This is a genomic window from Loktanella salsilacus (assembly GCF_024206795.1).
GTDB classification, from domain to species: domain Bacteria; phylum Pseudomonadota; class Alphaproteobacteria; order Rhodobacterales; family Rhodobacteraceae; genus Loktanella; species Loktanella salsilacus.
Genome location: NZ_CP072994.1, coordinates 2,512,666 through 2,539,317, shown reverse-complemented (window position 1 = coordinate 2,539,317; position 26,652 = coordinate 2,512,666). Strand labels below are relative to the sequence as shown.

The 26,652-nt window shown below is 63.9% G+C and carries 26 protein-coding genes; 9 read left to right on the top strand and 17 right to left on the bottom strand.

Annotated elements, in window-relative coordinates:
- Positions 1-8 precede the first annotated feature (8 nt).
- Entirely contained in the window at positions 9-986 is a 978-nt protein-coding gene (gene mbfA / locus KBW81_RS12335) for an iron exporter MbfA (protein ID WP_254247371.1), read from the top strand.
- Between the two features lie 81 nt (positions 987-1,067).
- Here mbfA and KBW81_RS12330 read toward each other — a convergent pair whose 3' ends face one another.
- From KBW81_RS12330 to KBW81_RS12310, 5 genes are all read right to left on the bottom strand, one after another.
- Positions 1,068-1,646, bottom strand: a complete 579-nt coding sequence (locus KBW81_RS12330; RefSeq protein WP_254247370.1) for a GNAT family N-acetyltransferase — start codon at positions 1,644-1,646, stop codon at positions 1,068-1,070.
- Complete coding sequence (locus tag KBW81_RS12325) at positions 1,643-3,739, bottom strand: molybdenum cofactor synthesis domain-containing protein (RefSeq protein WP_254247369.1); 2,097 nt, start codon at positions 3,737-3,739, stop codon at positions 1,643-1,645. The genes KBW81_RS12330 and KBW81_RS12325 overlap by 4 nt, the downstream gene beginning before the upstream one ends.
- Positions 3,736-4,239, bottom strand: coding sequence for a molybdopterin-guanine dinucleotide biosynthesis protein B (mobB, locus tag KBW81_RS12320; protein WP_254247368.1), 504 nt, complete (start codon positions 4,237-4,239; stop codon positions 3,736-3,738). The genes KBW81_RS12325 and mobB overlap by 4 nt, the downstream gene beginning before the upstream one ends.
- Positions 4,236-4,817 (bottom strand): molybdenum cofactor guanylyltransferase MobA, encoded by a 582-nt coding sequence (mobA, locus tag KBW81_RS12315; RefSeq protein ID WP_254247367.1) that lies wholly within the window; start codon positions 4,815-4,817, stop codon positions 4,236-4,238. Before mobA ends, mobB begins: the two co-directional genes overlap by 4 nt.
- Positions 4,818-5,022: 205 nt before the next feature.
- Positions 5,023-5,901: a formate dehydrogenase accessory sulfurtransferase FdhD gene (locus KBW81_RS12310; RefSeq protein WP_254247366.1), complete on the bottom strand. Its 879-nt coding sequence runs from the start codon at positions 5,899-5,901 to the stop codon at positions 5,023-5,025.
- Positions 5,902-5,961: 60 nt separating this feature from the next.
- On the opposite strand from KBW81_RS12310, the gene KBW81_RS12305 reads away from it, so the two are divergent.
- Positions 5,962-6,657, top strand: coding sequence for an AzlC family ABC transporter permease (locus KBW81_RS12305; protein WP_090186902.1), 696 nt, complete (start codon positions 5,962-5,964; stop codon positions 6,655-6,657).
- Positions 6,654-6,989, top strand: coding sequence for an AzlD domain-containing protein (locus KBW81_RS12300; protein WP_090186899.1), 336 nt, complete (start codon positions 6,654-6,656; stop codon positions 6,987-6,989). Before KBW81_RS12305 ends, KBW81_RS12300 begins: the two co-directional genes overlap by 4 nt.
- Positions 6,990-7,010: 21 nt before the next feature.
- On the opposite strand, the gene KBW81_RS12295 is transcribed toward KBW81_RS12300, so the two are convergent.
- The 4 genes from KBW81_RS12295 to KBW81_RS12280 all read right to left on the bottom strand — a co-directional run bounded on the left by KBW81_RS12295 (position 7,011) and on the right by KBW81_RS12280 (position 10,288).
- Positions 7,011-7,625: a hypothetical protein gene (locus KBW81_RS12295; RefSeq protein ID WP_245754147.1), complete on the bottom strand. Its 615-nt coding sequence runs from the start codon at positions 7,623-7,625 to the stop codon at positions 7,011-7,013.
- Entirely contained in the window at positions 7,625-7,759 is a 135-nt protein-coding gene (locus KBW81_RS12290; protein ID WP_090186896.1) for an aa3-type cytochrome c oxidase subunit IV, read from the bottom strand. The genes KBW81_RS12295 and KBW81_RS12290 overlap by 1 nt, the downstream gene beginning before the upstream one ends.
- A gap of 85 nt (positions 7,760-7,844) precedes the next feature.
- On the bottom strand, positions 7,845-9,227 hold the full coding sequence (locus KBW81_RS12285) for an HD-GYP domain-containing protein (RefSeq protein WP_254247365.1): 1,383 nt from the start codon (positions 9,225-9,227) through the stop codon (positions 7,845-7,847).
- Positions 9,228-9,262: 35 nt separating this feature from the next.
- Positions 9,263-10,288: an MBL fold metallo-hydrolase gene (locus KBW81_RS12280; RefSeq protein WP_254247364.1), complete on the bottom strand. Its 1,026-nt coding sequence runs from the start codon at positions 10,286-10,288 to the stop codon at positions 9,263-9,265.
- 161 nt (positions 10,289-10,449) lie between these two features.
- On the opposite strand from KBW81_RS12280, the gene KBW81_RS12275 reads away from it, so the two are divergent.
- From KBW81_RS12275 to KBW81_RS12265, 3 genes are read left to right on the top strand one after another with little or no spacing between them, the layout of a single operon-like run.
- Positions 10,450-11,199 carry a 5-oxoprolinase subunit B family protein gene (locus tag KBW81_RS12275; RefSeq protein WP_254247363.1) on the top strand — a complete coding sequence of 250 codons (750 nt, stop codon included), beginning with the start codon at positions 10,450-10,452 and terminating at the stop codon, positions 11,197-11,199.
- Complete coding sequence (locus KBW81_RS12270) at positions 11,196-12,209, top strand: 5-oxoprolinase subunit C family protein (protein WP_254247362.1); 1,014 nt, start codon at positions 11,196-11,198, stop codon at positions 12,207-12,209. Before KBW81_RS12275 ends, KBW81_RS12270 begins: the two co-directional genes overlap by 4 nt.
- A complete protein-coding gene (locus KBW81_RS12265) occupies positions 12,206-12,964 on the top strand; it encodes a LamB/YcsF family protein (protein ID WP_254247361.1) in 759 nt (252 codons plus the stop codon). The genes KBW81_RS12270 and KBW81_RS12265 overlap by 4 nt, the downstream gene beginning before the upstream one ends.
- Here the strand turns inward: KBW81_RS12265 and KBW81_RS12260 are convergent.
- Positions 12,961-15,471, bottom strand: a complete 2,511-nt coding sequence (locus tag KBW81_RS12260; protein ID WP_254247360.1) for a CoA transferase — start codon at positions 15,469-15,471, stop codon at positions 12,961-12,963. The genes KBW81_RS12265 and KBW81_RS12260 overlap by 4 nt on opposite strands.
- Before the next feature lie 11 nt (positions 15,472-15,482).
- Entirely contained in the window at positions 15,483-17,147 is a 1,665-nt protein-coding gene (locus KBW81_RS12255; RefSeq protein WP_254247359.1) for a GMC family oxidoreductase, read from the bottom strand.
- Positions 17,148-17,238: 91 nt separating this feature from the next.
- Here KBW81_RS12255 and KBW81_RS12250 point away from each other — a divergent pair, with 91 nt between their 5' ends.
- The gene (locus tag KBW81_RS12250) at positions 17,239-18,144 is read left to right on the top strand and encodes a LysR family transcriptional regulator (RefSeq protein WP_254247358.1); all 906 of its coding nucleotides are present in this window, start codon (positions 17,239-17,241) and stop codon (positions 18,142-18,144) included.
- Positions 18,145-18,153: 9 nt separating this feature from the next.
- On the opposite strand, the gene KBW81_RS12245 is transcribed toward KBW81_RS12250, so the two are convergent.
- The 4 genes from KBW81_RS12245 to KBW81_RS12230 form a co-directional block, all read right to left on the bottom strand.
- Positions 18,154-19,212, bottom strand: a complete 1,059-nt coding sequence (locus tag KBW81_RS12245; RefSeq protein ID WP_254247357.1) for an ABC transporter ATP-binding protein — start codon at positions 19,210-19,212, stop codon at positions 18,154-18,156.
- A 3-nt stretch (positions 19,213-19,215) separates the two neighbouring features.
- Positions 19,216-19,992, bottom strand: a complete 777-nt coding sequence (locus KBW81_RS12240; RefSeq protein WP_090186882.1) for an ABC transporter permease — start codon at positions 19,990-19,992, stop codon at positions 19,216-19,218.
- Entirely contained in the window at positions 19,989-20,855 is an 867-nt protein-coding gene (locus KBW81_RS12235) for an ABC transporter permease (protein WP_090186878.1), read from the bottom strand. The genes KBW81_RS12240 and KBW81_RS12235 overlap by 4 nt, the downstream gene beginning before the upstream one ends.
- Positions 20,856-20,935: 80 nt before the next feature.
- Entirely contained in the window at positions 20,936-22,036 is a 1,101-nt protein-coding gene (locus tag KBW81_RS12230; protein ID WP_254247356.1) for an ABC transporter substrate-binding protein, read from the bottom strand.
- A gap of 196 nt (positions 22,037-22,232) precedes the next feature.
- Between KBW81_RS12230 and KBW81_RS12225 the strand changes: the two genes are divergently transcribed.
- Together KBW81_RS12225 and eutC are read left to right on the top strand one after the other, a co-directional pair.
- Complete coding sequence (locus KBW81_RS12225; RefSeq protein ID WP_254247355.1) at positions 22,233-23,633, top strand: ethanolamine ammonia-lyase subunit EutB; 1,401 nt, start codon at positions 22,233-22,235, stop codon at positions 23,631-23,633.
- On the top strand, positions 23,626-24,405 hold the full coding sequence (eutC, locus tag KBW81_RS12220; RefSeq protein ID WP_254247354.1) for an ethanolamine ammonia-lyase subunit EutC: 780 nt from the start codon (positions 23,626-23,628) through the stop codon (positions 24,403-24,405). Before KBW81_RS12225 ends, eutC begins: the two co-directional genes overlap by 8 nt.
- A gap of 29 nt (positions 24,406-24,434) precedes the next feature.
- Here the strand turns inward: eutC and KBW81_RS12215 are convergent, their stop codons facing one another.
- Together KBW81_RS12215 and KBW81_RS12210 are read right to left on the bottom strand one after the other, a co-directional pair.
- Positions 24,435-24,785 (bottom strand): rhodanese-like domain-containing protein, encoded by a 351-nt coding sequence (locus KBW81_RS12215; RefSeq protein WP_090186868.1) that lies wholly within the window; start codon positions 24,783-24,785, stop codon positions 24,435-24,437.
- 124 nt (positions 24,786-24,909) lie between these two features.
- A complete protein-coding gene (locus KBW81_RS12210) occupies positions 24,910-26,613 on the bottom strand; it encodes an acyl-CoA dehydrogenase (RefSeq protein ID WP_254247353.1) in 1,704 nt (567 codons plus the stop codon).
- Between the last annotated feature and the right edge of the window lie 39 nt (positions 26,614-26,652).

The window sequence follows — 26,652 nt, the reverse complement described above, 5'->3', positions numbered from 1 at the left end:
CCGCCCCCATGATTCCAGGTTTTGCCAATCGCCGCCGGTTTTCCGAGTTGAGCGAGCAAGAGGTCTTGGCGCTTGCGATTTCGTCTGAAGAGGATGATGGCCGCATTTATCGCAGCTATGCCGAGATGTTGCGTGCGGATTACCCCGCCTCTGCCGCCGTGTTTGACGGTATGGCAGAGGAAGAGGACGGGCATCGGCGGCGGCTGATTGCGCTGCATCAGGAACGCTTTGGCAATGTGATCCCGTTGATCCGGCGCGAACATGTGTCGGGGTTTTACGCGCGCAAGCCGGTGTGGCTGACGCAAAACTTGGGACTGGAACGGATCCGCGAAGAAGCGGGCCAGATGGAACGGGACGCGGCGCGGTTTTATCACACGGCGGCGCAGGCCACATCGGACGCGGGCACGCGGCGGCTGCTGGGCGATCTGGCGCAGGCCGAAAGCGGTCACGTCGAGAAGGCCGATCAGCTGATCGAGCATAATCTGGGCCCGGACGCGAAGTCCGAAGAAGAGGCCGCCGCGCACCGCCAGTTCGTGCTGACTTGGGTGCAGCCGGGCCTTGCGGGACTAATGGACGGCTCGGTCAGTACGCTGGCCCCGATCTTTGCCACGGCGTTCGCCACGCAGGATACACATACAACGTTTCTAGTGGGTCTGGCGGCGAGTATCGGTGCGGGTATCTCGATGGGGTTCACCGAGGCGGCGTCGGATGATGGCGCGATTTCGGGCCGAGGCTCGCCCATCAAGCGCGGGATCGCGGCGGGCGTTATGACCACGTTGGGCGGTCTGGGGCACGCGCTGCCCTATCTGATCACCGACTTTTGGACGGCGACGGTGATCGCGATGATCGTGGTGTTTGTAGAGCTTTGGGCGATTGCCTGGATCCAGAACAGGTACATGCAGACACCGTTTTTGCGGGCGGCGTTTCAGGTGGTTGTCGGCGGGGCGCTAGTCTTTGGCGCGGGCGCTTTGATCGGGGCGGGGTAGGCGATTTTTCCAAGAAAAATCGTGTTGGGGCGCTGCCCCAATCCCCGAGGTATTTTTGACCAGAAGAAGGGGTGGGCCCGGTTAGACAGGGCGGACCATCGTGATGGTGCGGCGGAAGTGGAAGATGTGGCGCAGGGGGCCGATTTGCGTGGACTTGGTTTCGATAAAACCGAGGCGGGCGTAGAGCGCCCTTGCGCGCGGGTTGGTGTCGACGACGTCAAGGCGCAGGGCGGGATAGTTGCGGATGCGCGCCTCGATTGTCAGGGCGTCCAAGAGCGCGGTGCCGACGCCCTGACTGCGGGCAGGGGCCGCGACGGCGAGGCCGTCGGTGAGAAAATTCAAGTTTTCTGTGTCGCGCGAGAGCAGTGAAAGCAGGGCGCTGCGCCAAAGTGCGCCGGGCCACCCGTAATGTTTCGCCAGATCGCGGAGCGTGCCCCCGACGAAGGCACCACGGTGGGTTTTGAAGCCGGCGATGCCGATGAGGTGGCCCGCCTCATTCGTGGCGCTGATGACGTGGCTGGGGTCGATGACGCCCGCAATAAAGTGCAGGGCGCGGGGCGCGGGGCCGAGGACGCGGCCGAGTTTGGGGCCGAAGGCGTCCCAATAGAGTGCGGCGGCTTGTTCGGTTTGGCCTGCAGGGATGCCCGGCGCGATGATCACAGATCGAAGCTTGCGAAGGGAATATAGGTCACTGGCGTACCTGGGGTGATTTGCGCGGCTGCGTCGGGCAACACCACAAGGCCGGTGGCCCATGACAGGCCAGAGACGCGGCCGGAGCCTTCGGAGGGGAAAACCTCTGCTGCGCCGTCTGTGATGCGGGCGCGGAGGTATTCGCGGCGGCCCGCCTTTTTCGATTTGCTGAAAGCGGCGGGCAGGGAGAAGCCTTGCGGGGTTGGCCACTGTGCGCCCGCGAGGTGGGCCAGGGCCGGGTGGGCAAAGACGAGGGCGCAGACTTGGGCGGCGACGGGGTTGCCCGGTAGGCCGAAGACGGGTGTGTTTTGCCACAGGCCAAGGGCAAGGGGGCGGCCCGGTTTCATCGCGATGCGCCACAGGGCGAGGGTGCCGGTGCCTTGCAGCAGGGCGGACATGTGATCCTCGTCCCCGGCCGATGCGCCGCCAGAGGTGAGGATTGCGTCGCAGCGATCGGCGGCATCGTCGAGGATGGTGCGCAGTTTAGGGCGGTCGTCCGGGGCGATACCGAGGTCGATCGCCGCGTGGCCCCAGCGCCCTATATCAGCGAGCAGCATGGCGCGGTTGGCGTCGAAGATCTGGCCGTCCGTGGCGGGCGCGCCGGGGGCGCGCAGTTCATCCCCGGTGGACAGGACGCCGACGCGCAGGCGTTTGTGGACCGCGACCTGCCCGGTGCCACAGGCGGCGAGGGTGGCGAGGTCGGCGGGGGTGAGGCGGCGCTGGGCGGGCAGAACGTCGCTGCCTGCTGTCATGTCCTCGCCTGCTTTGCGGGCATTGGCGCGCTGTTTGAGCGGGCCGTGCAGGGCGATGTGGGTGTCGTTGGCGGCGGTGTCCTCTTGCAGGACAACGGTGTCGGTGCCGTCCGGGATATTCGCGCCGGTCAGGATGCGCAGGGCGTGGCCGTCAGGGACGGTGCCGATGAATGGATCGCCTGCTGCGGCGCGGCCGGGGTGCAGGGGCAGGGTGCGCGGCCCATCCGGCAGCGGCCCCGCAAAGGCGTAGCCATCGACGGCGGCATTGGCGTGCGGCGGGTGGCTGCGGGCGGCGATGACGGGGGCGGCGAGGATGCGGCCAGCGGCTGCGGCAAGGGGGATGGTTTCGGTTGCTGTGATGGGGGACAGCTGGGCGCGCAGGTGGGCGAGGGCATCTTCCACGGGGGTCCAATGCGCGCCCTGCGGCATGGCGAAGCAGTCGTTGCGCAGGGGCGGCGGGGTCAGGTCGGGCATGGCAGCGCCTTTCAACAAGTCTTGGTGGCCGAGGCCGAGCACCCAGCCTTCGGCCGTTGGCACGACGTCGAGGACGGTTTGCCACTGGTTCGGTGTGAGGGCGGAAAATGCGCGGGCATAAAGCGCGACCTGCGCCGCGTCGCGGATGGCGTGGCCCGTGAGGTAGGAGGCGGGGAGCAGGGAGAAGTAGGATTCGGCAAGCACGATATCGGCGGCGGGGGCCTCGAACGGCCAGACTGAGAGGGCCGCGCCGAAATGGTGGCGCAGGCGCGACAGCATGGGCAGGCCCATGATGACCTGGCCGCCGACGGCCCCCGCGCCAGAGAGCTGCCAGGGCGAGAAGGCACCGGGGGCGGCAAGGTCGGTGGCGCGGTGTTCGGGCAGGTCGTGACCCGTGCGATCACGGCCTTTGCGCGGCAGGTGCGGGACGTCGTGATTGGGTCTTCCATTGCCCCAAAATGGGCCTATGCCGGGGAATTGTGTGTTGATTTGACCTGCGAGGTCAAAGCGGTTGTTGAGCCCCGGGGTGTCAGTGACGCGGGCGGCGAACCAGTCCCACAGGGCGAGGGGGTCGTCCGATCCGGTCAGTTTTTCGGCAAAGCCAGCGGGGTAGGCGAAGCATAGATCGAAGGCGGCAAGGGTGCGGCGGCCTGCGGTTTGCTCTGCTGTCAGGGTGTCTTGCAGGTAGGTTTCTGCGATCTGGCGGTTGCGGTGGTAAAGGGGCGGCTCTGCCTGTCCAGCGCGGGCGATGCAGGTCCAGATCGCGTCTTTTTTTGGCGTGGCACCGCGATCATTGCCGCCGGACCAGTCGACCATGATGACGGTGTCGAAGCTCATTTACGCGGCGGCAGGCCGAGGTGGCCGAGGATGAAGTCGGCGATGGCTGCGGTGTCATCAAGGTCGAATTGCGGGCGGTCGGTTGTCAGGGGCGTATCGGTGGCGATGGCCTTGATCGTGGGGTCATGCGTAGCAATCAAAGGGTTGCCGGGTTCGGCGCGATACGCCTCGATCTTGGGGTGGGTGTCGCGTTTGTAGCCCTCGATCAAGATCAGATCGACGGGGTCGAGTTTTGTCAGCAGGTCGGTCAGGCTGGGCTCCGCTGCGCCGCGCAGCTCGCTCATCAACGCCCAGCGGGTGCCGGAGGAGAGCAGGACTTGGGACGCGCCCGCTGTGCGGTGGCGGTGGCTGTCCTTGCCGGGGTGATCGACGTCAAAGCTGTGGTGCGCGTGTTTGAGGGTGGAGACAGTGAAGCCGCGCGCGGTGATGTCAGTCACGAGGCGTTCCATCAGCCCGGTTTTGCCCGCGTTTTTCCAACCGGTGACGCCGAAGATGTTCATAGCATGGCCTTTGCGGTCAGGAGGTCTTCGGGTGTGTTCACGTTGAAGAAGGCGGTGTCGTCCGGAAATTCCGCCGTGCCTGCGCCGTGGGCGCGGGTGAACTGGACGATTTTCCGCAGCCCGTCGTTTAGCGCCTGGCGGAGGGGATCGCGCAAGGTGACGGGCCAGAGGCCGAAGGTCGGCTGGCGCCCCGAAGGGGACGCGGCGAGGGCGAAGCCGGTGTCCCCGCCTGCGAGCAGCAGTTGCGGGACCAGATCGCAGGGCAGGAACGGCGTATCAGCGGCGGCGGTGACAATGTGGGTCGCGCCAAGGGCGGCGGCCCAGTCGAGACCTGCAAGCGTGCCCGCAAGCGGGCCGGGGTGATCGGGGATGCTGTCTGGCAGGATCGGCAGATTGAGGTGTTTAAGGCGGGCGGGATCGCCGTTGGCGTTCAGCGCGGTGCGGTCAACTTGCGGGGTGAGGCGGTCCAAGACGTGAGACAGGATTGTGCTGTCACCCAAGGGCAGCAGGCCCTTGTCGCCGCCGCCCATGCGCGTGGCCTGCCCGCCCATCAGAATGAGGCCGAAGGGTTGCATCATCGGGTGGTGCCTTTTGCGTTGGTTTTGCAGGGGGCGCTGCCCCCGCGGCTGCGCCGCCCCCCGCGGTATTTTTGACCAGAAGAAGGGGGAGCGTGGTGATCTGCTGACAGGGGTGTAGGGGGCGCTGCCCCCGCGACGGCGTCGCCCCCCGGGATATTTGGGACAAGAAGAAGGGGGGTGGTTTGGGATGCTGTGGCGGGCAGGGTCATTCGGCGGCCTTGCGGGATTGTTTGCGCGGCTCGTCCGGGACGGCGGCGGGGTCGGCGTCGCGGATGAGGCGGTGATCGCCGGCAAGGCAGGTGAAGCGCTGGCCTTTCATGCGGCCAATCAGGGTCAGGCCGACTTGGGTCGCGATTTCAACACCCCAAGCGGTAAAGCCGGAGCGGGAGACGAGGGTGGGGATGCCCATCAGCGCGGTTTTGATCACCATTTCGGAGGTCAGGCGGCCTGTCGTGTAGAGGATTTTGTCGTCTGGGCTGATGCCTTCCGCGAACATCCAGCCTGCGATTTTGTCGACGGCGTTATGGCGGCCGACGTCTTCCATATAGACCAGCGGCGTGTTGCCTTGGCATAGGACGGTGCCGTGGATTGCGCCGGCTTCGAGGTAGAGGCTAGGGGTGCGGCTGATGGTGGCGGCGAGGGTGTAAAGGTCGGAGGTTTTCAGCGGTGTTTGCGGCAGCTCAAGGTTTTCGAGACCTTCCATCATATCGCCAAAAACTGTACCGACGGCGCAGCCCGAGGTGCGGGTTTTCTTTTGCAGCTTTGCCTCGTGGTTGGTCTCGACCTTTGTGCGGACGACGACGACCTCGAGCTCTTCGTCATAGTCGACGGCGGTGACCACGTCGGTGGCGGACAACATGCCTTGGTTGCGCAAAAAGCCCAGTGCCAAATAGGTCGGGTAGTCGCCGATGGTCATGGCGGTGACGATTTCGCGGCTGTTGAGGTAGATCGTCAGCGGGCGTTCTTCGACAACGCGCAGGTCGACGCTGGCCCCGGTTTGGTCGGTGCCGGTGACGGCACGGGTCAGGCGCGGCAGGCTAGGCTGCGGCGCAATCAGATAAGGCGTGTCTGTCAGGGTGGCCAATTGTCAATCCTTGGACGCGGGGGTAGGCAGGGCGCGATCACATAAAACTAGGCCAAACCTATGACCGCTGCCACCGTGAAATCCGTCTATCTGCGCGGCCTGCGCGCGGGTGCCCCATTCGTGATCGTGGTCGTGCCGTTTTCGCTGCTGTTTGGCGTGGCCGCCACGGATGCAGGGCTGACGCTGGGGCAGGCGATGGGGTTCACGGTCTTGGTGATCGCGGGGGCGTCGCAGTTTGCGGCCTTGCAGATGATGGTGGATCAAGCGGGCATTGCCTTTGTGCTGTTGGCGGCGCTGGCGGTGAACCTGCGGATGGCGATGTATTCGGCGGCTTTGGTGCCGCATATCGGGGCCGCACCGCTGTGGCAGCGGGCCTGCGTGGCGTATTTGTTGTTTGATCAGACCTATTTGGCGAGCGTGAAGGCCTATGAAGAAGAGCCGGATCTGACATTGCGGCAGAAGGTCGCGTTCTTTTTCGGGGTGGCGACGCCGATCACGCCGGTCTGGTGCGCGATGACGGCGGTGGGCGTTTTGGTCGGGGCGACGATCCCCGAGGCTGCGGCGTTGGATTTCGCCCTGCCGATCACGTTTCTGGCGATGGTCGCGCCGATGTTGCGGACGTCGGCGCATTTGGCGGCGGCGGCGACCTCGGTCGTGGTGGCGCTGGCGCTGAGCGGGTTGCCGTCGGGCTTTGGCCTGTTGATCGCGGCGGCCTGCGCCATGGCGGTCGGTGTGTTGGTGGAGGACCGGGTATGAGTTATTCCGCGCTACAAATTTGGGGCATTATCGGGGCGCTGGCAATTGGCACTTTCCTGATCCGGTTTTCGTTTTTGGGGCTCATTGGCAACCGCGATATGCCGCCGATTGTGCTGCGGTTGCTGCGCTATACGCCGGTCGCCGTCTTGCCGGGGCTGGTCGCGCCACTGGTGCTTTGGCCTGCGGCGACGGGCGGGCAGCCGGATGCGGTGCGTCTGATTGCGGCGGCGGTGGCGCTGGCTGTAGGGCTGTGGACCAAGCAGGTGATCTGGGCGATCCTTGCGGGGTTCGGCGCGCTTTATACAGGTTTGGCTGTGGCGCAGCTGCTGTAGGGCGGGCGCAGATTGGCTAATTTAGCGGAGCTGCATTTCGATTTCAGCAAGGGCGAGTGCCTTGTTATCGGGGTCGTTTTCGCGCCATTCGCGCGATGTGACACCGGGCAGTTTGCGAAAGCGGTTCGCCAGCGTGTTGGGAAAGAACGTTTGCGGCAGGCTGCTAAAGCCCGGCAATTGGCGCATCAGGCGGGCGGTGGAATTGGTGCAGAAGGATTGCGCCACCGGACCGTTGGTCAGGGCCAGATCAAGGGCCTGTTCAGCGACGGCGTCGCTGACTTGCACGGTTTGGCCGATGACGTAGTAGGTCTCTCTCGCGTGGTAGGAGACGTAGTAGGCCTCTACCTCTGGCGTGACACCAAACAGGACGTCGTTGCGTTCCGCGATCGTGGAATGGCGAAAGCTGCCCGCGGGATCGAAGATCACCCGCTGGCTGGGCGCGTCGATCAGCAGGCTGCTATGCGCGCCGCTGCCCGTGGATACGCTGCGCATTGTATAAAGTGTCAGCACGCGCGGACCCAGCCCAGCGAATCGTTTTGACGCGATCATGGCGGGCGGGGAAGACGTTTGCGGCGCAGAACAGGCCCCGGCGGCTGCCAATGGCAGGCCGAAGACCAGCGCCCGGCGCGAGATCATTAGGCGCCGACGAGCGCGAGGAAGATCAGGAAAACGATGATTCCGATGGTGCCGCGCGAGACGAACCAGATGAAGCTGTCAAAGGTTTTTTCCTGAACAGTGATGTCCATTTCGCCGTGCTTGTGGTCTGCCATGGGATGCGTCCTTGTCTGCCTATTTGGTCATGTCCTAGCCGATTGCAGCGGGGCTGTCACGCCCCGCATGTGCCAAAGCGCTGCGTCAGTGCGCCGCTTTGGCAAGGTCATCAAGGCCTGCGCGTAGGGCGTCGATGCAGTCTGGATCAAAGGCGGTGCCGCGATCTTTGTCCAAGATGGCCAGCACGTCGGTGATGGGCATCGCGTCCCGGTAAGGGCGCGTGGCCGACAGGGCGTCGAAGACATCACTGACGGTTACGATCCGTATGTCTTGGCCAAGGTCATCCGCGCCGCGCCCGTTTGGATAGCCCGTGCCGTCCAACCGTTCGTGATGATCGCGGGCGATGGGGGCAATGTCGGCGAAGGCGCTAATGCGGGTCAGGATCGCGCTGCCCGCGCCGGGATGTTCGCGGATACAGGCCCATTCGGCTGCATTCAGTTTGCCCGGTTTATCCAGCACCTGATTGCTGACGCCAAGCTTGCCCAGATCGTGCAGCAAAGCACCGCGCCGCAGCCAGCGGCGATGCGCGGCGCTATGGCCCATTTGTTCGGCGATCATATCGGCATAAAGCGTCACGCGGCTGGAATGGTCGGCGGTAAAGCTGCTTTTGGCATCGACCACATCGGAGAACGCCTGTGCAATGTCGTCAAGGTAACCTTCGTCGACCGGGGTACTGCGCTGGGCGGCGGGCAGGGTGAAGACGGCGGCCTCTAGCTGAGGGTTGGTCAGGTCCGCCCAGAAGCCGGGGTCGCGGGCGAGCTTCGTAAAGGTCGCGATCAGGGCAGGGTCGAACCATGTGCCAGCGCGGCGGGTAGCCTCAACCCGGGCCGCATCGCGCCCGCCAGCGGTGTGAAAGATATCGATGATCTGCGCCAGCAGCGCGATCTGGGCGTTCAGCGGGATGGCCGCGCCCATCAGCCCAAGGGGGCGTCCGCCGCCGTTCCAGTGTTCATCCAGATTGCGGATACCGTCCTGAACCGTCGCTGAAAACCGCAGGCGGGCGGCGATGTCGGCGCCGCGGTGGCAGCGCGTTTCAATCAAGTTGCGCGCGATATCGCCGCCGTTTTGCAAAATGTTAACGATGGCCCGAAACCGTTCAGACAGGCCGGAATCGAGCCCGGTCTGGGCAAAGACGAACCGCAAGGCGGCGGTCAGGCTGGTGTCGATCGTCTTGAAGTCGCGCTTGAAGGTTAGGTCGTCGGCTAAGTAAAGCTCGCAAATGCCGGCCGCGTTGGAAGAACAGCCCAGATCCTTGAGCAGCAGGGTATAAAAGAGGTCATCCATGTCAGGCGCGCTGAGCCCCAGCGCGTCACCGATGCGGGTGCCGATATAGGTGCAGCGCACGCAATGGCCGGGCGCCTGTCCTTCGGTCAGGTCAAGCGCGTGGGACAGCGGGCCAAGGACATCGGCCAAGCGTAGGGCCGGAACGGGCGAGGCGGGGATCATGGGGGCGGGGTGCAGCAACATGGCCGCAGGTTGCGCAGTAAAAGGTTAAGGCTGGGTCACCCGATTGCCTGAAAATACCACGCATTGTCGGGACCCAAAGTGCGGGTGGCGCGGCCTGTTTGGTGCAGATGGTTCAGGTGGGCAACGGCCTCTACTATCGCAAGGCCATAGACCTGCGGCCCGATGGTGCGTTTGAACAGCGGGGCAAAGCAGTCGCCAGCGGTGCGCGGGGCGCTGATATGGGTGTGCAGGCGGGCCAAGGCGGCGTGGTGGTTTTCGATCATCTGCGACAGGCGCAGGGGCAGGCCGGTGTAGGGCAGCTTATGTCCGCCAAGGATCAGCTGGTCAGCGCGCGCATGGGCCTGAAAACGTTGGCAGCTGTCGATCCAGTCGCGAACGGGGTCGGCGTCAGGCTCTGTCGGATAGACGCCAAGGTTGGGGCTGATGGATAGCAGCAATTGGTCGCCGCCGATCACAAGGTTATCGTCGCGTGACCAGAAGGTTGCGTGTTCTGGCGCGTGGCCGTCGCCCATGCGGATGTCCCATGTGCGCCCGCCGATATCGATGGTGCCGCCGTCTGTCAGGCGGGTGAACCCAAGCGGCAGGGGGTGGACACAGTCGGCGAAGTTGAAAGGCTTTTCCGTGCGGCGACGGGCAAGGGTGTCAGCGTCCATTCCGGCGCGTTCCCAAAAGGTGACCTGCGCCGCAGAGGCGGTGTCTTGGGCGTCCAGAGTCAGCATCCGCGCCATCAGCCATGCGGTGCGGGGCATCAGCAGTTCGGCGCCGTTCACGATGAACCATCCGGCAAGGCCGACATGGTCGGGGTGGTGGTGGGTGACGATCAGGCGGGTCACAGGTTTGCCGGCAAGCGGACCCGCCAGCAGGTCGGCCCAATGGGCGCGGGTGACGGCGCTGTCAAAGCCGGTATCGATGACGGTCCAGCCGTCCCCATCGTCAAGGGCGTAGATATTGACGTGATCCAGCGCCATCGGCAGCGGCAGGCGCATCCAAAGCACGCCGGGGGCGACGGTGATGGCGGTGCCGGGAGCGGGCGGATCGGGAAAGGGGGTTGTGATTTTCATGGGGGTGGCGTGACGGATTTTCGGGGCATGGTAAAGGGTCGGCGCTGCGGCGCTGTTGCCCCTTTGGGGCAAGACGCCCCGCCCGCCGTCCCATCTGCCTTTGTGCGTTGACAATGACGCTGGGGGTTTCAAGATGGGCGCTTACTTGGAAAGTTTGCGTTTTGTTAAGTTCGCCTGATGATACTCGGCCCGCAGAGGGATGGACGCTGTCCGCTTTGGGGCAGGACGGCATTGTCGTGCGCTTTGGCGATGGGCGGCAGGCGCAGACAGCGGCGGCGATTGGGTTTGGCGCAGCGGTGCGCGCGGCTGAATTAGAGGGCGTGGTAGAGGTTGCGACGGCGCTAACCTCTGTCTTGGTGCGGTTCAATCCGATGCTGGTGGCGCGAGCGGCGGTCGAAGCAGGCTTGCGCGATGTGCTGGTTGCGCCGCGTGTCGCAGGTGCGACGCAGAGCCGGCTTTGGACGATCCCCGCGAGTTTCGGCGGGGAAGGCGGGCCGCAGCTGGCGGATGCAGCGGCGCTGGCTGGAATGAGCGAGGCGGCGGCACGGGCAGAGCTGGCGGGTGCAGAGGTGTCGGTGCTGGCGATCGGCTTTGCGCCGGGGCAGCCGTATCTGGGGCATTTGCCGCAGGCGTGGGATTTGCCGCGCCAGCAGGCGTTGACGCCGCAGGTGCCAGCGGGCGCTTTGGTGGTCGCGCTGCGGCAATTGGTGCTGTTTGCGAACCCCAGTCCGACCGGCTGGCGCTGGGTCGGGCGCTGTGCATTTCGTCCGTTTATGGCAGAGCGTGCCGCGCCTTTTGCCATGCGGGCCGGGGACCGGGTGCGCTGGGCCTTGACGGATGAGAGTACGATTGACGCGCTGGCGGCGGAGCCGGACGGGCTGGGCGGCGCGCTGTGTGAGGTGGCGCCGTGACGGTGCGGCTGTTCGTTGACGCGGCTGGACCGCTGATGTCGGTGCAGGACCTTGGGCGGCCGGGGCGGATCGATGTGGGCTTGTCCCGCGGCGGGGCGATGGACCGCACGGCGCTATTTGCGGCAGCGGCTTTGCTGGGCGGGGGCGTGCTGGCCGGGATCGAGATGGCAGGCATGGGCGGCACGTTTCGTGTCGATGCGCCGCTGCGCTTTGCCCTGACCGGGGCGGTCATGCGCGCAAGTGTGGACGGGCAAGCGCTGCGCTGGAACGCCTCGCACATGCTGGTGCCGGGGCAAAAGCTGGTGATCGGCGCGGTGCGGGCGGGGAGCTATGGCTATCTGGTGCCTGCGGGCGCTGTGCTGGGGCGCGATGTGCTGGGGAGCGCCGCGGCGCATCTGTCAGCGGGCCTTGGCGGGCGCTTGCAGGCTGGCGATGTGGTGCAGATTGGTGCCGCTGGGGCGGGCGTCGGCCAAGTGCTGCCGGACCGGGACGATCTGGAGGGGGGTACGCTGCGGCTGATGCCGGGGCCGCAAACGCAGATGTTCAGCGCGGCAGAACTGGCGTGCTTTGCGCAAACGGTGTTTCACCGCAGCCCGCAGGCGAACCGGACGGCGCTGCCACTGATGCAAGATGGCGCTGGGTTTGCGGCGCTGGGGGGTAATCCGGTGTCAGATTTCATCGCGCCGGGCGATGTGCAGATCACGGGCGATGGCACGCCCGTTGTGATGATGGCAGAATGTCAGACCGTTGGCGGCTATCCCCGGATCGGTACGGTCATTGCCGCCGATTTGGCGCGGGCGGCGCAGGCCCCTGTCGGGGCAGCGTTGCGGTTTGAATGGGTAGATGTGGGCCGGGCGGATGCGCTGTTCGTCCCCGAGGCGCAGCAATTGACGGCGCTAAAGGCTGCGGTGCGCCCATTGGTGCGTGATCCGCGGGACATGCATGATTTACTGTCTTATCAACTGATTAGCGGCGTGACGGCTGGCCGCGATATGGAGCCTTTGCCATGAAAACGATCGATTTGAACGCTGATATGGGCGAGAGCTTTGGCCCTTGGGTGATGGGGCAGGATGCGGCGCTGCTGAAGATCGTGAGCTCTGCCAATATTGCCTGCGGATTTCACGCAGGCGACGCGGATACGATGGCGCGCACGATGGATCTGGCGCTGGCCGCGGGGGTCGCGCTGGGCGCGCATCCGGGGTTTGCGGATTTGCAAGGGTTCGGGCGGCGGCGGATCGCGCTCAGCGCGGCGGAGCTGACAAACTTGGTGCAGTATCAGCTGGGCGCAGCGATGGGCATGGCGGCAGCGCGGGGGGCGCGGCTGGCGCATTTCAAACTGCACGGCGCGCTGGCGAATATGGCGTCAGAGGACGAGGGCATTGCCCGCACCTGCTATGCTGCAGCGCTTGCCCTGCAACCGGATTTGCGGCTGGTGGTGATGCCGGGCACGGCGTTGGAGCGGGCCGCGACGGCGTTAGGGGCTGCGCAATCGGCAGAGGTTTTCGCGGACCGGACCTATAATGCCGACGGCACGCTGACCGACCGCAACCTGCCCGGCGCGGTGATCCATGACCCGCAAGTTGCCGTCCGCCACGTGCTGGGAATGCTGGCGGCGGGCGGGATTGTCACGCCGCAGGGCGACGTGCTGCAGACCCGGATCGACACGATCTGCGTCCATGGTGACAGCGCAGAGGCGCTTGATATTGCAGGGCAATTATCCAATGCGCTGCAGGGCCAAGGCTATACGATCGCAGCGCCCCGCTAGCTGGGGAGGTATTCGGCCGACCAGCTTTCGCTGATTTGGCCGGAGGCTAACATCTTTTCAATCGCGCTGTCGCCATAGCCCAGATCGCGCAGGATGGCGCGGGTCGAGGTGCCGAACTTTTCCGTCGGGGTGGGCGCGATGACCGGCGTGGCGGCGGTGCGGACGGCGTAGGGGTCCAGCTGTGTGATCGTGTGGCCGCTAGGGTGGTCTGCAAAAGTGGAAAACGCATAGCTGCCAAGGGTCGTGCCCGGTGTGCCATCGGCGGGGCGGCTGTTTTCGGCGCGCAGCGCTTCAAGGTTTTCGCAGATCGCGCAGGCGATATCGGCGGCGCGCAGGCGGGCCATCCATTCGGTTGCGGGCTGGTCTTGGAACGCGGTCGCGAGGTAGGTCGCGCGGTCCTCTTCAGGCACGTCTGGCAGGTCTGATAGTCCTTCGACGCTGGCAAACCGGGGCAGGTCGGCCTCGTCTGCGCTGAGCAGGACATAGACGCCAGAGGCGGTGCTATAGAAGCGGGTCAGGGCGTCGTAGCCGTTGCTTTCGGGACCAGAGGGTTCGTCGAACAGGCCCCGGCGGCGGTAGTCAAAGCAGAATGGGATTTGCAGCAAGCCGCTGTTGGCGGACAGTGATGTGCGGCCCCGGCCAATGCGGCCAAAGCGGTGTTTCTGGTAAAGCGCGGCGGCCATGCCAAGCGCGCCGCCAAAGCCGCACATCACGTCGATCGTGCCGACGTGGGCGTGTTCCTCTGGCCGGTGCATCGCGCCGCCAAAGCGCAGCATGATGCCAGTCGTGGCCTGCACCAGATCGTCGTAGCCGATGTAATCGGTGCGCACGCCGCGCCGCACGCCGCTGAAGCAGTCAAGCTTGCAAAACAGCGCCTCTGGGTTGATGCGGCGCAGGCTTTCGGCGTCAAGGCCGACGGATTTGATTTGGCTGTCGGTTGCGTTCCAGACGATTAGGTCAACGGATTTAATCAGGTCTTCGAACAGCTTACGCCCGTGGGGGGATTTGATGTCAGCAAGGATCGACCGTTTGCCGCGCCCTTGACTGATGCCGTAAAGCACGGTGTTCCAGCTGTCATACATCGGCTGGGCGGGGTCGAGTTTAATGACCTCTGCGCCGAAGCGGGACAGGTAGCTGACGGAATGTGGCCCGGCGATAACGTTGCACAGATCCAGCACGCGCAGGCCGGACAGCCAGCCTGTGCGCGGTGCGTTTTCACCCGGGTCGGGAATTGTGGTCGGCAATTTGCGCAGGGTGCGCAGCGCCTCTTCTACGGTTGTCCAAGCGCGGGGGGCGGGGGTCAGGGCTTCTTCACCGCTTTCTTCCATCCAGACGACGGGGCCGGGCTGGATCATGTCGCCATAGACCGGATCGGCGACGTCGATCATCAGGCCCGCGGTGGCGGCATATTCGTCGGTGATCCATTCTTGCAACCAGCGCTGCGGCGCGGCGGGGATGCCTGCGCGGCCAAACATGCGCTGCCATTCGACAGAGGTGCGGGTGATGAACACATCCTTCATCCGCGCGGCAATGTGGTCGGCCCAGTCCTTTGGCATCGGGTAGACGCCAAGCGAGGTTTTCGATTCCCACTGCTCGTGGGGTTTGTAGGTGTCGTCCTCTTCGGTCAGCCCTTCGGCCACCAATTCATCGTAGATGCCAAGCACTTCGAGGCAGCGGCGCGCGTGGTGTTTATGGCTGGGGCAGACGACATAGAACATGCGCCCGTCCTTGCACATGTAGTTGCGATAGAAAGGGTCCATTAACTCTTGCAGGTCATCATAGGTCAGGGTCATCGGCAGACCCTCGATCCGGCGGCGGGTGATTTCCGCCTCTCGCTGGGTGACGTAGCGGGCGGGCATGCTGTCGACCTTGAGGGAGTTATAGCACAGCCCCTCCATCACGGCAGCGGCGAGGGGGACTTCGATCCCGTCGCCAAGGCCGGTTTGCTGGCGCGCTTGCAAGGCAAGCACGGCGGCGGATGCGGCTATTTGAGAGGCATAGGCAGAGGCGAGGGGGAGTGGAGAGAAAGAGGGCGACAGGCCCATCAGGACACGGTTCTGGCCCATGTCAGTGAACACGCCGGAACTGGCGGCGATGACGGATTCGAAGGCGCGCCAGTCGCGGCGCTCCATGTCGTCTGAAGCGAAGCCGGGGAGCGAGACAGTGATCAGCGCGGGATGCTGGGTGCGCAGGGCGGTGAAATCGACGCCGAGCTTGGTGAGTTTGCCGGGGCGGAAGTTTTCGATGACAATGTCAGCCTCTGCGCACAGATCGAGCGCTTGGGCGAGCCCTTCGGGCGTTTTCAGGTCGATGGTCACGATCAGCTTGTTGCGCATCAGGGTCGCGTTGGCCGGGTTGTCCCACATCGGCCCCGTGGGCGGGTCAATATGGATGACTGTCGCGCCCAGATCGCCCAGCAACATCGCGACGGCGGGGCCAGCGATATATTGGCCAAAGTCCACGACCTTGACGCCGGTCAGAGGTAGTTGAGAGAATTTCTGTGCCATGGGGGTGCCTTTCAGACGCCGGCCAGCACCCAAGATGCCGCCTTTTCCGCGATCATCAGAGTGGGGGAGTTGGTGTTGCCGCTGGTGATTTCGGGCATGACGCTGGCGTCCACGACGCGCAGACCTGCCACCCCTTTGACCCGCAGATGGGGGTCAAGGACGGCGGTGTCGTCATCAACGCGGCCCATTTTGACTGTGCCAACAGGGTGGAAAATCGTGCTGGCGATATCGCCGGCCAGTTTGGCAAGGTCGGCGTCGCTTTGGTATTGCGGGCCGGGTTTGTATTCCTGCGGCGCGTATTTTTCCATGGCGGGCTGGGCCATGATGTCGCGCACCTGGCGCAGGCTGTCCGCGGCGACTTTGCGGTCGTCGGCGGTGGACAGGTAATTCGGGGATATCAGCGGCGCATCGCGGAAGTTGTTCGACCGGATCTGCACTTGGCCCCGGCTGGTGGGGTTCAGGTTGCAGACGCTGACGGTGATCGCGGGGAAGTCATGCAGCGGATCGCCAAACGCCTCGAGGCTGAGGGGTTGGACGTGGTATTCAAGGTTGGCATGGGTGCGGCTGGGGTCGGACCGGGTGAAGGCGCCAAGCTGGCTGGGTGACATGCTCATGGGGCCAGAGCGTTTGAGCAAATATTCCGCGCCGATTTTGGCTTTGCCAAACAGGTTTGCAGCGAGTTTGTTCAAGGTCTTGGTGCCCGCGACCTTATAGACGGCGCGGATTTGCAGGTGGTCTTGCAGGTTCAGGCCAACGGGGGCGTCCTTGGCGACGTCGATGCCATGGGCCCGCAGGGTCGCGGCGGGGCCGATGCCGGACAGCTGCAGGATCTGGGGGGAGTTGATGGCCCCCGCGCTGAGGATCACCTCTTTGTTCGCGGCCGCTGTCACGGTCTGGCCATCGCGGTTTACGCGCGCGCCTGTGCAGCGCAGCGCGCCGTCGTCGCCCCGCGCAAGGGTCAGTTTTTCGACCTGCGCCTGCGTCCAGATCGTTAGGTTGGGGCGCGATTTGGCAGGGCGCAGAAAGGCTTTAGACGTGTTCCAGCGCCAGCCAGAGCGTTGGTTGACGTCGAAATAACCCACGCCCGCGTTATCGCCGCTGTTGAAATCGTCGGTTTTGGGGATGCCGTTTTGGACGGCGGCATCGGCAAAGCTGTCCAGAACATCCCAGCGCAGGCGTTGCTTTTCAATCCGCCATTCGCCGCCTGACCCATGTAGGTCGGAAAAGCGGCTGTTGTCGCCGGTGGCCGGGTCTGCGCCGCCGTCGAGTTTATAGTGATCCTCGTGCGCCATGAAATCGCGCAGGGATTGGTCCCAGTTCCACGCGTCGTCGCCCGTCAATTTGGCCCAATTGTCATAGTCGCGGGCCTGACCGCGCATATAGATCATACCGTTGATGGACGAACATCCGCCCAGCGTTTTGCCGCGCGGATAGCGTAGGGCGCGGCCGTTCAGGCCTGCATCCGGCTCTGTCTGATACATCCAGTCGGTGCGTGGATTGCCGATGCAATACAGATAGCCAACGGGGATGTGGATCCAGTGATAGGTGTCGGGTTTGCCCGCTTCCAGCAGCAGAACACGGTTCTTGGGGTCGGCGGACAGGCGGTTGGCCATCAGGCACCCGGCCGTGCCGCCGCCGATGACGATATAATCAAATGTCGTAGTCGGGGTGGTCATGAGGCAGGCTCCGATGCTTTTGAGAAGCGTATGAAGGCTGAGGGCAGAAATCCAATGACATTTGACGCGCAGTGATATTAGGGTTTGTAATATGGATAGACTTGCAAACATCACGACGCTGCGGGCTTTTGTCACCGTGGCGCATCTGGGCAGCGTGTCGCGCGCGGCAGAGGCGCTGCATCTGACGCAGCCTGCGATCAGCCATCAGATCAAGCGGCTGGCCGAGGATACGGGCGTGACACTGTTCCGCCGCACCCCGCGCGGGCTAGAGATTACGGCAGAGGGTGCGGCGATTGTCACCAAGGCCGAGGCCGTCTTGGGCGCCATGGCAGATTTCCAGCGCAGCGCGCGGCAGCAGGGCGGGCGGATCAGCGGGCGGCTGCGGATCGGCACGGTTGTCGACCCGGAGTTTATTCGTCTGGGCCGTCTGCTGGGCCAGCTGCGCACCAGCTATCCCGGTATCGCGACAGAGCTGGCGCATGGCGTCAGTGGCGATGTGATCGCACGGTTGCGGCGCGGCCAGATTGATGCGGGCTATCATTTGACGGTGTCAGAAGCCGGTGCCGAGGCAGGGCAAGAGGCGCTGCATACCGTGCGGCTGGCGGATGTGACGTACCGCATCATCGCGCCTGCGGGCTGGGATGCTTTGGTCGAAACGGACGACTGGGGCGTCTTGGCCGCGCTGCCTTGGATCGGCACGCCAGAGGCGTCGGTGCATTCGCGGCTGCTGGCGGGGATATTGGCGCAGGCGGGCTGCACGCAGAACGTCGTCGCGATGGTGGACCAAGAGGCGTCGATGCTGGAAATGGTGCGCGCGGGCGTAGGGCTCAGCCTGTGCCGCGAGTCGATTGCCTTGCACCAGCGGCAGACCGCGGGATTGGCGATGTGTTCGGGCATCAGCGTGCCTGCGTCGCTGAGCTTTTCAACGCTGGCACGGCGGGCGGATGATCCGCTGATCGCCGTGCTGTTCGATCTGCTAGGATCGCATTGGCGTTAACCTTTGGCGCTAGGCGACCAGCGCGACAAGACCATCTGGCGGCAGGCTGATCGTGACCTCTTCGCCGATATGCGGTGGCGGGGTGGCGGCGCGGTTGAAGGTGTCCAGCGTCAGGTCATGCCCGCCCAGATCGGCGGTGATGCGGATGATCGCGCCAAGGAATTGCACTTCGGTAATGCGGCCCATCAGCGTGACGTCGCCCGGGTTGCCCGCGCCAAGGGTTGCGGATTCGGGGCGCAGGGCAAGGGTGATGGCCGCGCCGCTTGCGGCCTCGACCGGGCGGTTTAGGACCACGGTGCTGTCGCCAAGGCGCACGGTGCCCGTTGCGGGGTCGGTAACGGTGGCGTCAAACGTGTTCAGCGTGCCGACAAAGCTGGCGACAAAGCGCGTGGCAGGGCGGTTATAGACCTGATGCGGCGTGCCGATCTGGTCGGCGCGACCGCCAGACATGACGACAACGCGGTCGGACATCGACAGCGCCTCTTCTTGGTCGTGGGTGACGAAGATGGTTGTAATACCAAGGCGTTGCTGGATGCTACGGATTTCGCGGCGCAGGCTGGCACGGATTTTGGCGTCAAGGGCAGACAGCGGCTCGTCCAGCAGCAGCACCTTGGGTCGCACGGCCAATGCGCGGGCCAAGGCGACGCGCTGTTGTTGTCCGCCGGACAGCTGAAACGGATAGCGGTTGCCCAGATCGGCAAGGCCGATCAGCGAGAGCATCTCGGTCACGCGCTCGGCGGTCTCTGCCTTGGATACGCCAGCGACCTTAAGGCCAAAGGCGACGTTCTGCGCGACGGTCAGGTTGGGGAACAGGGCGTAGGCCTGAAACACCATGCCGATGTTGCGCTGGTTGGATTTGAGCGATGTGACGTCCTGCCCGTCGATGTGGATGCTGCCAGCAGAGGGCACTTCGAACCCGCCGACCATGCGCAGCACGGTGGTTTTGCCGCAGCCGGATGGCCCGAGCAAGGATACGAATTCACCCTTTTCAATCGCAAGGTTGAAGTCTTTGACGACGTGGTTTGCGCCATAGGATTTGTCGAGGTGGGCTAGGTCCAGAAAGGCCATCAGTTACGCTCTTTTATGTTTGGACAGTCGGCTGACCATCTGGATCAGGCCCATGCAGGCCCATGTGATCGCGAAGGCAATCACGGCCAGTGCGGCAGGCTCGTAGGCTTTGTTCGCGCCAAGGATTTGCATGTAGGGGCCAAAGGCGGGCCGGTCGAGCAACGCCGCCATGGTGAATTCGCCGATCACGATGGCAAGGGTCAGGAAGGCACCAGACAGCACCGCGCCCAGCACGTTTGGCAGGATCAGCGTGGCCATGATGCGCAGCCAGCCTGCGCCAAGGGACTGCGCGGCCTCGGTCAATGTCGCCACGTCGATGGTACGCAGGCCCGTGTCAACGGCGCGGTACATATAGGGCAGGGCCAGGGTCGCGTAGCCGAACATCAGCAGGATGTTGGTGCCCATCACGGACCCGGTCATCGGCAGCCAGCCAGAGGTGTTATAAAGGCGGATATAGCCAAACACGACGACGATGGCGGGGATGACAAGGGGCAGCAGGGTGACGAATTCGACCACCGGGCGCAGCTTTGGCATTTTCAACTGCACCCAATAGGCGGTCGGCACGACCAGCAGCACGCCAAAGATGATCGTGAACAGCGCCATGACCAGCGAATAGGTGAAGGTCGCCTGAAACTGTGGATCGGCAAGGACCACGCGGTAGGCGTCGAGAGAGTAGACACCCCGGCGCATGGAGAGGGAAAACTCGGCCATGCCGATCATCGGCATGATGAAATAGAGGCACCCCAGAAGGATGGTGCCGTAGGCGGCGATGCGGGTCATTTCAGCCACCTTTCAGCGCGCAGGCGCAGGACGATATAGATCGTGTTGGCAGCCCCGGTGATGATGATCATGCCGAAGGCCAGCGCATAGCCAAGGTTGGGGTTGCCCAAAACGTCGCCCCTGATCTGCGCATAAAGCAGGATCGGCGCGATGTTCAGGGACGGCCCCGTCAGCGCGATGGCGGTGGCGACAGCACCAAAGGCATTGGCGAACAGCAGCGCCATGGTGCCAAGGATCGACGGAAACAGGATCGGCAGGGCGACCATGCGCCAGTATTGCAGACGGGTCGCGCCGAGGATGTCTGCGGCCTCCCTCCATTCTTTTTTCAGCCCCTCAAGCGCGGGGGTGATGATCAGGATCATCAGGGGGATCTGAAAGAACAGATAGGTGATGATCAGGCCCCATGTGGACAGCAGGTTCCAGCCATACATCCGCAGATTGATGCCGAATTCCGTGCGTAAATACATGGTGATCAGGCCCGCAGGGCCGATGGTCGCGATAAAGGCAAAGGCCAGCGGCACGCCGGCAAAGTTGGAGGCCACGCCGGAAAAGGTCATCAGCGGGCTTTTGACGCGGTTACTGATCCCGCCCAGCGTCATGGCGGCGGCCATGGCAAAGCCGATCAGGCAGCCCAGAAGGGCGGACAGAAAGCTGACTTTGATCGACACCCAATAGGCCGACAGGATCGTCGGCGTGTTCAGGTCGAGGATGTTTTGAAAGGTAAAGCCGCCTTGCGGCGTGCGGAAGGCGCCGATCACGATGAACAGCGTGGGGGCGATCAGGAACAGCCCGGTAAAGGCGATGAATGGGACCAATCCCACCCAGCGCTGCGCTTGCGCGACGATTGCCGATTGCTGCGCCATGAAACCCCGTGAGTTGGACGTGCGTCGAAACGAAAAGCGTTCCCCGGGTGGTCCGGGGAACGCGCTGTCTTGTCAAGATGTTACTGGACGTTTGCGCCGACAATGCTGTCCCATTCGGCAACAACAGCAGCAGAGTTCGCATTCACCTGATCAAGGGTCGGGAACACGGCAGCCTCGTAGCTGGCAGCTGGCGGCAGGGCGTCCAGCAGGTCCTGCGGGATCGATCCTGCTTTGGCCAGATCGTTAAAGCGGATCGGGTGGCAGTAGCCCGCCAGCCAGCCCAGCTGACCTTCGTCGGAATACAGGTATTCCATCCAAAGCTTGGCGGCGTTCGGCTGCGGCGCGTGGGCGCTGATCGCCTGCACGTAGACACCAGCAAGGACGGCGTCAGAAGGCACGACGACCTCGACCGGGGGGTTGCCCTGCAGGGTGTCGCGGGATGCCAGTGCGTTGTAATCCCACTCGATCACGATGGGCGTCGTGCCCTGTGCCAGTGTGCCAGCCTTGCCGATGACCGGGACGAAGTTGCCGACTTTGTTCATTTCGGCAAAGTATTCCATGCCAGCTTTTGCTGCGGCTTCGCCCGGCTCTGCGCCCTGCGCCATGCCAGCGGCCATAACGGCAAGGATCGCTTGGTTGGATGCGCGTGGATCACCGGCCAGCGCGACAGCGCCAGCGTATTCAGGCTTAAGCAGGTCCGCGAAGGATGTCGGCACGTTGTCGACCAGATCGGTGTTCACGAGGAACGACATGACGCCGTAGTAATCGCCATACCAGTTGCCGTCAGCGTCTTTTGCGCCGTCTGGGATGCTGTCCCAAGTGGCGACTTTGTAAGGCTGAACCAGACCTTCTTCGGTGGCGGCGGGGCCAAAGGACAGGCCGACGTCGATCACGTCAGGCGCCTGCGGGCCGGTGTTGCCGACGTTGGCGCGAATCGCTTCAATCTCGTCTGCGGAACCGGCGTCTGGGTTCAGCTCGTTCACTTCGATATCGGGGTATTTCGCCTTGAAGCCGGCAATCACGTCGCCGTAGCCACACCAGCTGTGGGGCAGGGCGATGGTGGTCAGACGGCCTTCGGCATTGGCGGCGGCGATCAGCTCGTCCGATTGGGCGTGGGCCAGCGGCGCGATCAGCATCGACAGGGTGCTGACGGTCGCCATCAGGGCAGTTTTCGAGATCATGGGATACTCCGATCATGATTGCGGGTGTCGTACCGGCTGCGGTTAGACCCGCCCGATGACATTCATGTGACAGAGGTTAACGGCGGATTTTTTGAAAGCAAGACGTTTGGAATGGCGCCTTGATTTCGCGGCGCTGGGGGCTTTTCGTTTCTGTTTGCGTGCGTAGGATGGCAGCGAACAGCCAAAGGATCAGGCAATGCAAAGCCGCTATCGCACGACCCTTGGGGGGCAGGTTTGGCGCTATGATACGCTGGCGCAGGTGATGGCGCGGGCGACGCCTGACCGGGCGGGGGACCGGCTGGCCGGTGTCGCGGCGACCAGCGCGCAAGACCGGGCCGCCGCGCAGGCGGTGCTGGCGGATGTGCCGTTGCAGCGGTTTCTGGATGAGGCGCTGATTCCCTACGAGGATGACGATGTCACTCGGCTGATCATTGATACACATGACGCGGTGGCCTTTGCGCCTGTGGCGCATCTGACGGTGGGCGATTTTCGTGACTGGCTGCTGTCGGATCTGGCGACGCCTGCGGTGTTGGCGGCCCTGCGCCCTGGTCTGACGCCAGAGATGGCAGCGGCGGTCTGCAAGATCATGCGCAATCAGGACCTGATCCTTGTCGCGCAAAAGTGCCGCGTGACGACGGCGTTTCGGGGTACCATCGGCCTGCCCGGGCGGCTGTCGACGCGGGTGCAGCCGAACCATCCGGTGGACGATGTGAACGGGATCGCGGCGTCGATTCTGGACGGATTGATGTATGCGGGCGGGGATGCGGTGATCGGGATCAACCCGGCGACGGACAATGTGGCACAGGCGGGGCGGTTGCTGCATCTGATGGCCGATATCATTGACGGCTACGCCATTCCGACCCAGTCCTGCGTGCTGACGCATGTGACCAATACGCTGGACTGCATCACCGCAGGCGCGCCGGTCGATTTGGTGTTTCAAAGCGTTGGCGGCACGCAGGGCACCAATGATGCCTTTGGTTTTACGCTGGATCATTTAACGCAGGCGCAGGATGCGGCCCGTGGGCTGGGGCGCGGGACGGTCGGAACGAACGTGATGTATTTCGAAACGGGGCAGGGATCGTCCCTGTCTGCAGGCGCGAATCACGGCCTTGATCAACAAACCTGCGAGGCGCGCGCCTATGCCGTGGCGCGGCATTATGATCCGCTGTTGGTGAACACTGTCGTCGGCTTTATCGGGCCGGAATACCTGTATGACGGGCGGGAAATCGCGCGGGCGGGGCTAGAGGACCATTTTTGCGGCAAGCTGCTGGGCCTGCCGATGGGCTGCGACATTTGCTATACCAACCACGCCGAAGCGGATCAGAACGATGTCGACAGTCTGATGACCTTGCTGGGCGTCGCGGGCGTCAGTTTTATCATGGGCGTGCCGGGGTCCGATGATATTATGCTTAATTATCAGTCAACATCGTTCCATGATGCCCTTTATTTGCGCCGCGCCTTGGGGCTGAAACCTGCGCCAGAGTTCGACGCCTGGCTGGCGCGCATGGGAATCATGGACAGCGCGGACGGGTTCCGGCTGGGCGATGGCATGCCGGATGGTTTTGCCAAGCGGCTTGCGGGGGCGGCGCATGGTTGATCGGGTCACAGATAATCCGTGGCGCAGCCTGCGCCGCTTTACCGATGCGCGAATCGGGATGGGGCGGGCGGGCGTCAGCCTGCCGACGGCAGAACTTCTGGCGTTCCAGATTGCCCATGCACAGGCCCGCGATGCGGTGCATCAGCCGCTGGATGTGGCGCGCTTGGTGGCGGATTTGGGCGCGATCGACGGGGTTTTGCCAGCGCTGACGGTTCAGTCGCAGGCAGTGGACCGCGCCGATTATCTGCGCCACCCGGACAAGGGGCGGCGGTTGGCGGCAGGGGCCGCATTGCCAAATGATGCGCCGGAATTGGCGATCGTTATTGCCGACGGGCTGTCGTCGCGGGCGGTGCAGGATCACGCGGCAGCGATGGTCGCGGCCTTGATGGCGCAGATGCCGGGGGTGCGGATGTCCGCCCCGGTCATTGCGGTGCAGGGGCGGGTGGCGATTGGTGATGACATTGCGGCCGCAATGGATGCGGCTGCGGTGCTGGTGCTGATCGGGGAGCGGCCTGGGCTGTCCTCGCCGGATTCGCTGGGGCTTTATTTTACGCAAAACCCCGGCCCGGGGCTAAGCGATGCGCGGCGCAACTGTATTTCTAACGTGCGCCCTGCGGGGCTATTGCCGGACCACGCCGCAGCGCGGTTTGCCTATCTGTATGCTCAGGCCCAAGTGCTCGGCACATCGGGGGTCGCGCTGAAGGATAACTCTGCCCCGCTATTGGCGGATGCTGCGGCGACCAGTTTCCTGTCGCCGCCGCGGACGGAATAAGCGCGCAAAGTCGACGCGCTTTTGCTGCCTTAGGCAGGCAGTTTGCGCCATGCATTCAGGCCGCCACCGATAAAGCGGGCGTTGGTGTAGCCCATATCGCGCAGGCTGGCTGCCGACAGCGCGCCGCGATTATTGGCGTTGCAATAGCACAGGATGACACGGTCCAGATCGGGCAGGGCCTCTTCGACGTTCATCTCTAGCTTGCCGCGGCTGATGTTCAGCGATCCGGGGATATGGTCTTTGGCGTGCTCGTCCGGGTCACGGATATCAAGAGCGATCGCGCCGTCTGCGATTAACGCGGCGACGTCTGCCGGGGCGACTTCATCGACCTTGGCACGGGCGGCATCGGCAAGGGATTGGAATTTTTCGGTATAGGCCATGGGGAATCCTGACTGATATATTCAGGATTTAATATATATCAGCCTGCGGCAAGGCGCACTTGTTATTATAACAGCGCGCTTCGTCACGGTGTCGCAGGGGCATGGGCCCCCGCGACAGGCATTTTTAGGCGGCCAAGTCTTCTGGTGTGATCGCCAGTAGGTCATCTGCACCTTCGCGCACATGGGCCAGCAGGCCTGATACCTCTGGCAGCAGGCGGCGGATGTAGAAGGTGGCCAGACGCGCGCGGGCCGCGTCGCCGTGGATCGCAGCGGCAAGGTGGGCATGGCCGCCCAGCACGCGGGCGAAGGCCGCCAGATACGGGACAGCCCCTGCAAAGCGCTGGTTCAGGTCGGTCTGCGCCACCAGCCAATCGGTGGTTTCGCGCAGGTCTTCGGCGGCCTGCCAGACAGCTTCGGCCAGTTCCTTGTGGCTGCTGCGGGCGGCTTCTGATCCGGCTTGGATTTCCTCGATCAGCAGCCGTGCCGCTTCACCGCCGTCCATCAGTTTGCGTGCGACAAGGTCCATCGCTTGGATGCCGTTGGTGCCTTCATAAATCGCGGTGACGCGCACGTCGCGCAGGAATTGGGCCGCGCCGGTTTCTTCGACAAAGCCCATGCCGCCGTGGACCTGCACGCCGGTCGATGCGACCTTGATGCCTGTATCGGTGCCAAAGGCTTTGGCAATCGGTGTCAGGAACGCGGCCCGGGCACGCCATGTGTCGTCGCCGGTGGCGGTGGTCATGTCGATGGCGCAGGCGCACATCATGGCGATGGCGCGGGCGGCAAAGATGTCGGACTTCATCTCGGCCAGCATGCGGCGCACGTCGGCATGTTCGATGATGCTGCCAGAGCCGCCGGCTTTGCCTTGCTTGCGGTCTTGGGCGTAGTAAAGCGCGTGCTGATATGCACCTTCAGCGACGCCGATCCCTTGGGTGCCGACACCAAGGCGGGCGTTGTTCATCATGGTGAACATCGCCGCCATGCCGCCGTTTTCCGGCCCTACCATCCAGCCGGTGGCACCGTCGTATTCCATCACAGCCGTCGGGCTGCCGTGCAGGCCAAGCTTATGCTCCAAGCTGACGACGCGCAGGCTGTTTTGTGTGCCGGGGTTGCCATCCGCATCGGGGATGAACTTTGGCACCAGAAACAGGCTGATGCCCTTGGTGCCCGGCACGCCGTCCGGCAAGCGGGCAAGAACAAGGTGGCAGACGTTTTCGGTGAAATCGTTATCGGCCCAAGAGATATAAATCTTCTGGCCGGAGATCGCATAAGTCCCATCGCCGTTATCCACGGCCTTGGACCGCAGCGCGCCAACGTCCGAACCTGCCTGCGGTTCGGTTAGGTTCATGGTGCCGCACCATTCGCCAGAAATCAGCTTGGGGATATACAGATCGCGCAGGTCCTGAGAGGCGTGATGTTCCAGCGCTTCGATCTGGCCTTGGGTCATCAGCGGGTTCAGTTGCAGCGACAAGCAGGCCGCGGACATCATGTCGTTCACAGCGGTGGTGAGCGCCATCGGCAGGCCCATGCCGCCGTTGTCCGGGTCAGCGGACATGCCAATCCAGCCGCCGTCGGCAATGGCCTTGTAGCCGTCCGCAAACCCCGGCGATGTGCGCACGACGCCGTTTTCCAGACGGGCGGGGTGCAAATCGCCCGCGCGGTTCAGCGGGGCAAGCACCGCTTCGCACATCTTGGCGGCCTCGGTTAGGATAGCGTCGGTCATATCCGGTGTCGCTTCGCTGAACTTATCAGTCGCGGTGACAGCGGCGAAATCGGTGACGTGGTCCAGCAAAAAGCGGAAATCGGAAACGGGGGCGCGGTAGGGCATGGGTCGGCTCCTCCTGAGGCGTGCTTGGCAAGGTCGTGG

What these genes read in the sequence shown, in the direction of transcription:
- mbfA (WP_254247371.1), top strand. Translation starts at nt 9, where the DNA reads ATGATTCCAGGTTTTGCCAATCGCCGCCGGTTTTCCGAGTTGAGCGAG.
- KBW81_RS12325 (WP_254247369.1), bottom strand. Translation starts at nt 3,739, where the DNA reads ATGAGCTTCGACACCGTCATCATGGTCGACTGGTCCGGCGGCAATGAT.
- mobB (WP_254247368.1), bottom strand. Translation starts at nt 4,239, where the DNA reads ATGAACATCTTCGGCGTCACCGGTTGGAAAAACGCGGGCAAAACCGGG.
- mobA (WP_254247367.1), bottom strand. Translation starts at nt 4,817, where the DNA reads ATGATGCAACCCTTCGGCCTCATTCTGATGGGCGGGCAGGCCACGCGC.
- KBW81_RS12305 (WP_090186902.1), top strand. Translation starts at nt 5,962, where the DNA reads ATGACCGCTGCCACCGTGAAATCCGTCTATCTGCGCGGCCTGCGCGCG.
- KBW81_RS12300 (WP_090186899.1), top strand. Translation starts at nt 6,654, where the DNA reads ATGAGTTATTCCGCGCTACAAATTTGGGGCATTATCGGGGCGCTGGCA.
- KBW81_RS12295 (WP_245754147.1), bottom strand. Translation starts at nt 7,625, where the DNA reads ATGATCTCGCGCCGGGCGCTGGTCTTCGGCCTGCCATTGGCAGCCGCC.
- KBW81_RS12290 (WP_090186896.1), bottom strand. Translation starts at nt 7,759, where the DNA reads ATGGCAGACCACAAGCACGGCGAAATGGACATCACTGTTCAGGAAAAA.
- KBW81_RS12285 (WP_254247365.1), bottom strand. Translation starts at nt 9,227, where the DNA reads ATGTTGCTGCACCCCGCCCCCATGATCCCCGCCTCGCCCGTTCCGGCC.
- KBW81_RS12280 (WP_254247364.1), bottom strand. Translation starts at nt 10,288, where the DNA reads ATGAAAATCACAACCCCCTTTCCCGATCCGCCCGCTCCCGGCACCGCC.
- KBW81_RS12265 (WP_254247361.1), top strand. Translation starts at nt 12,206, where the DNA reads ATGAAAACGATCGATTTGAACGCTGATATGGGCGAGAGCTTTGGCCCT.
- KBW81_RS12260 (WP_254247360.1), bottom strand. Translation starts at nt 15,471, where the DNA reads ATGGCACAGAAATTCTCTCAACTACCTCTGACCGGCGTCAAGGTCGTG.
- KBW81_RS12255 (WP_254247359.1), bottom strand. Translation starts at nt 17,147, where the DNA reads ATGACCACCCCGACTACGACATTTGATTATATCGTCATCGGCGGCGGC.
- KBW81_RS12250 (WP_254247358.1), top strand. Translation starts at nt 17,239, where the DNA reads ATGGATAGACTTGCAAACATCACGACGCTGCGGGCTTTTGTCACCGTG.
- KBW81_RS12245 (WP_254247357.1), bottom strand. Translation starts at nt 19,212, where the DNA reads ATGGCCTTTCTGGACCTAGCCCACCTCGACAAATCCTATGGCGCAAAC.
- KBW81_RS12240 (WP_090186882.1), bottom strand. Translation starts at nt 19,992, where the DNA reads ATGACCCGCATCGCCGCCTACGGCACCATCCTTCTGGGGTGCCTCTAT.
- KBW81_RS12235 (WP_090186878.1), bottom strand. Translation starts at nt 20,855, where the DNA reads ATGGCGCAGCAATCGGCAATCGTCGCGCAAGCGCAGCGCTGGGTGGGA.
- KBW81_RS12230 (WP_254247356.1), bottom strand. Translation starts at nt 22,036, where the DNA reads ATGATCTCGAAAACTGCCCTGATGGCGACCGTCAGCACCCTGTCGATG.
- KBW81_RS12225 (WP_254247355.1), top strand. Translation starts at nt 22,233, where the DNA reads ATGCAAAGCCGCTATCGCACGACCCTTGGGGGGCAGGTTTGGCGCTAT.
- eutC (WP_254247354.1), top strand. Translation starts at nt 23,626, where the DNA reads ATGGTTGATCGGGTCACAGATAATCCGTGGCGCAGCCTGCGCCGCTTT.
- KBW81_RS12215 (WP_090186868.1), bottom strand. Translation starts at nt 24,785, where the DNA reads ATGGCCTATACCGAAAAATTCCAATCCCTTGCCGATGCCGCCCGTGCC.
- KBW81_RS12210 (WP_254247353.1), bottom strand. Translation starts at nt 26,613, where the DNA reads ATGCCCTACCGCGCCCCCGTTTCCGATTTCCGCTTTTTGCTGGACCAC.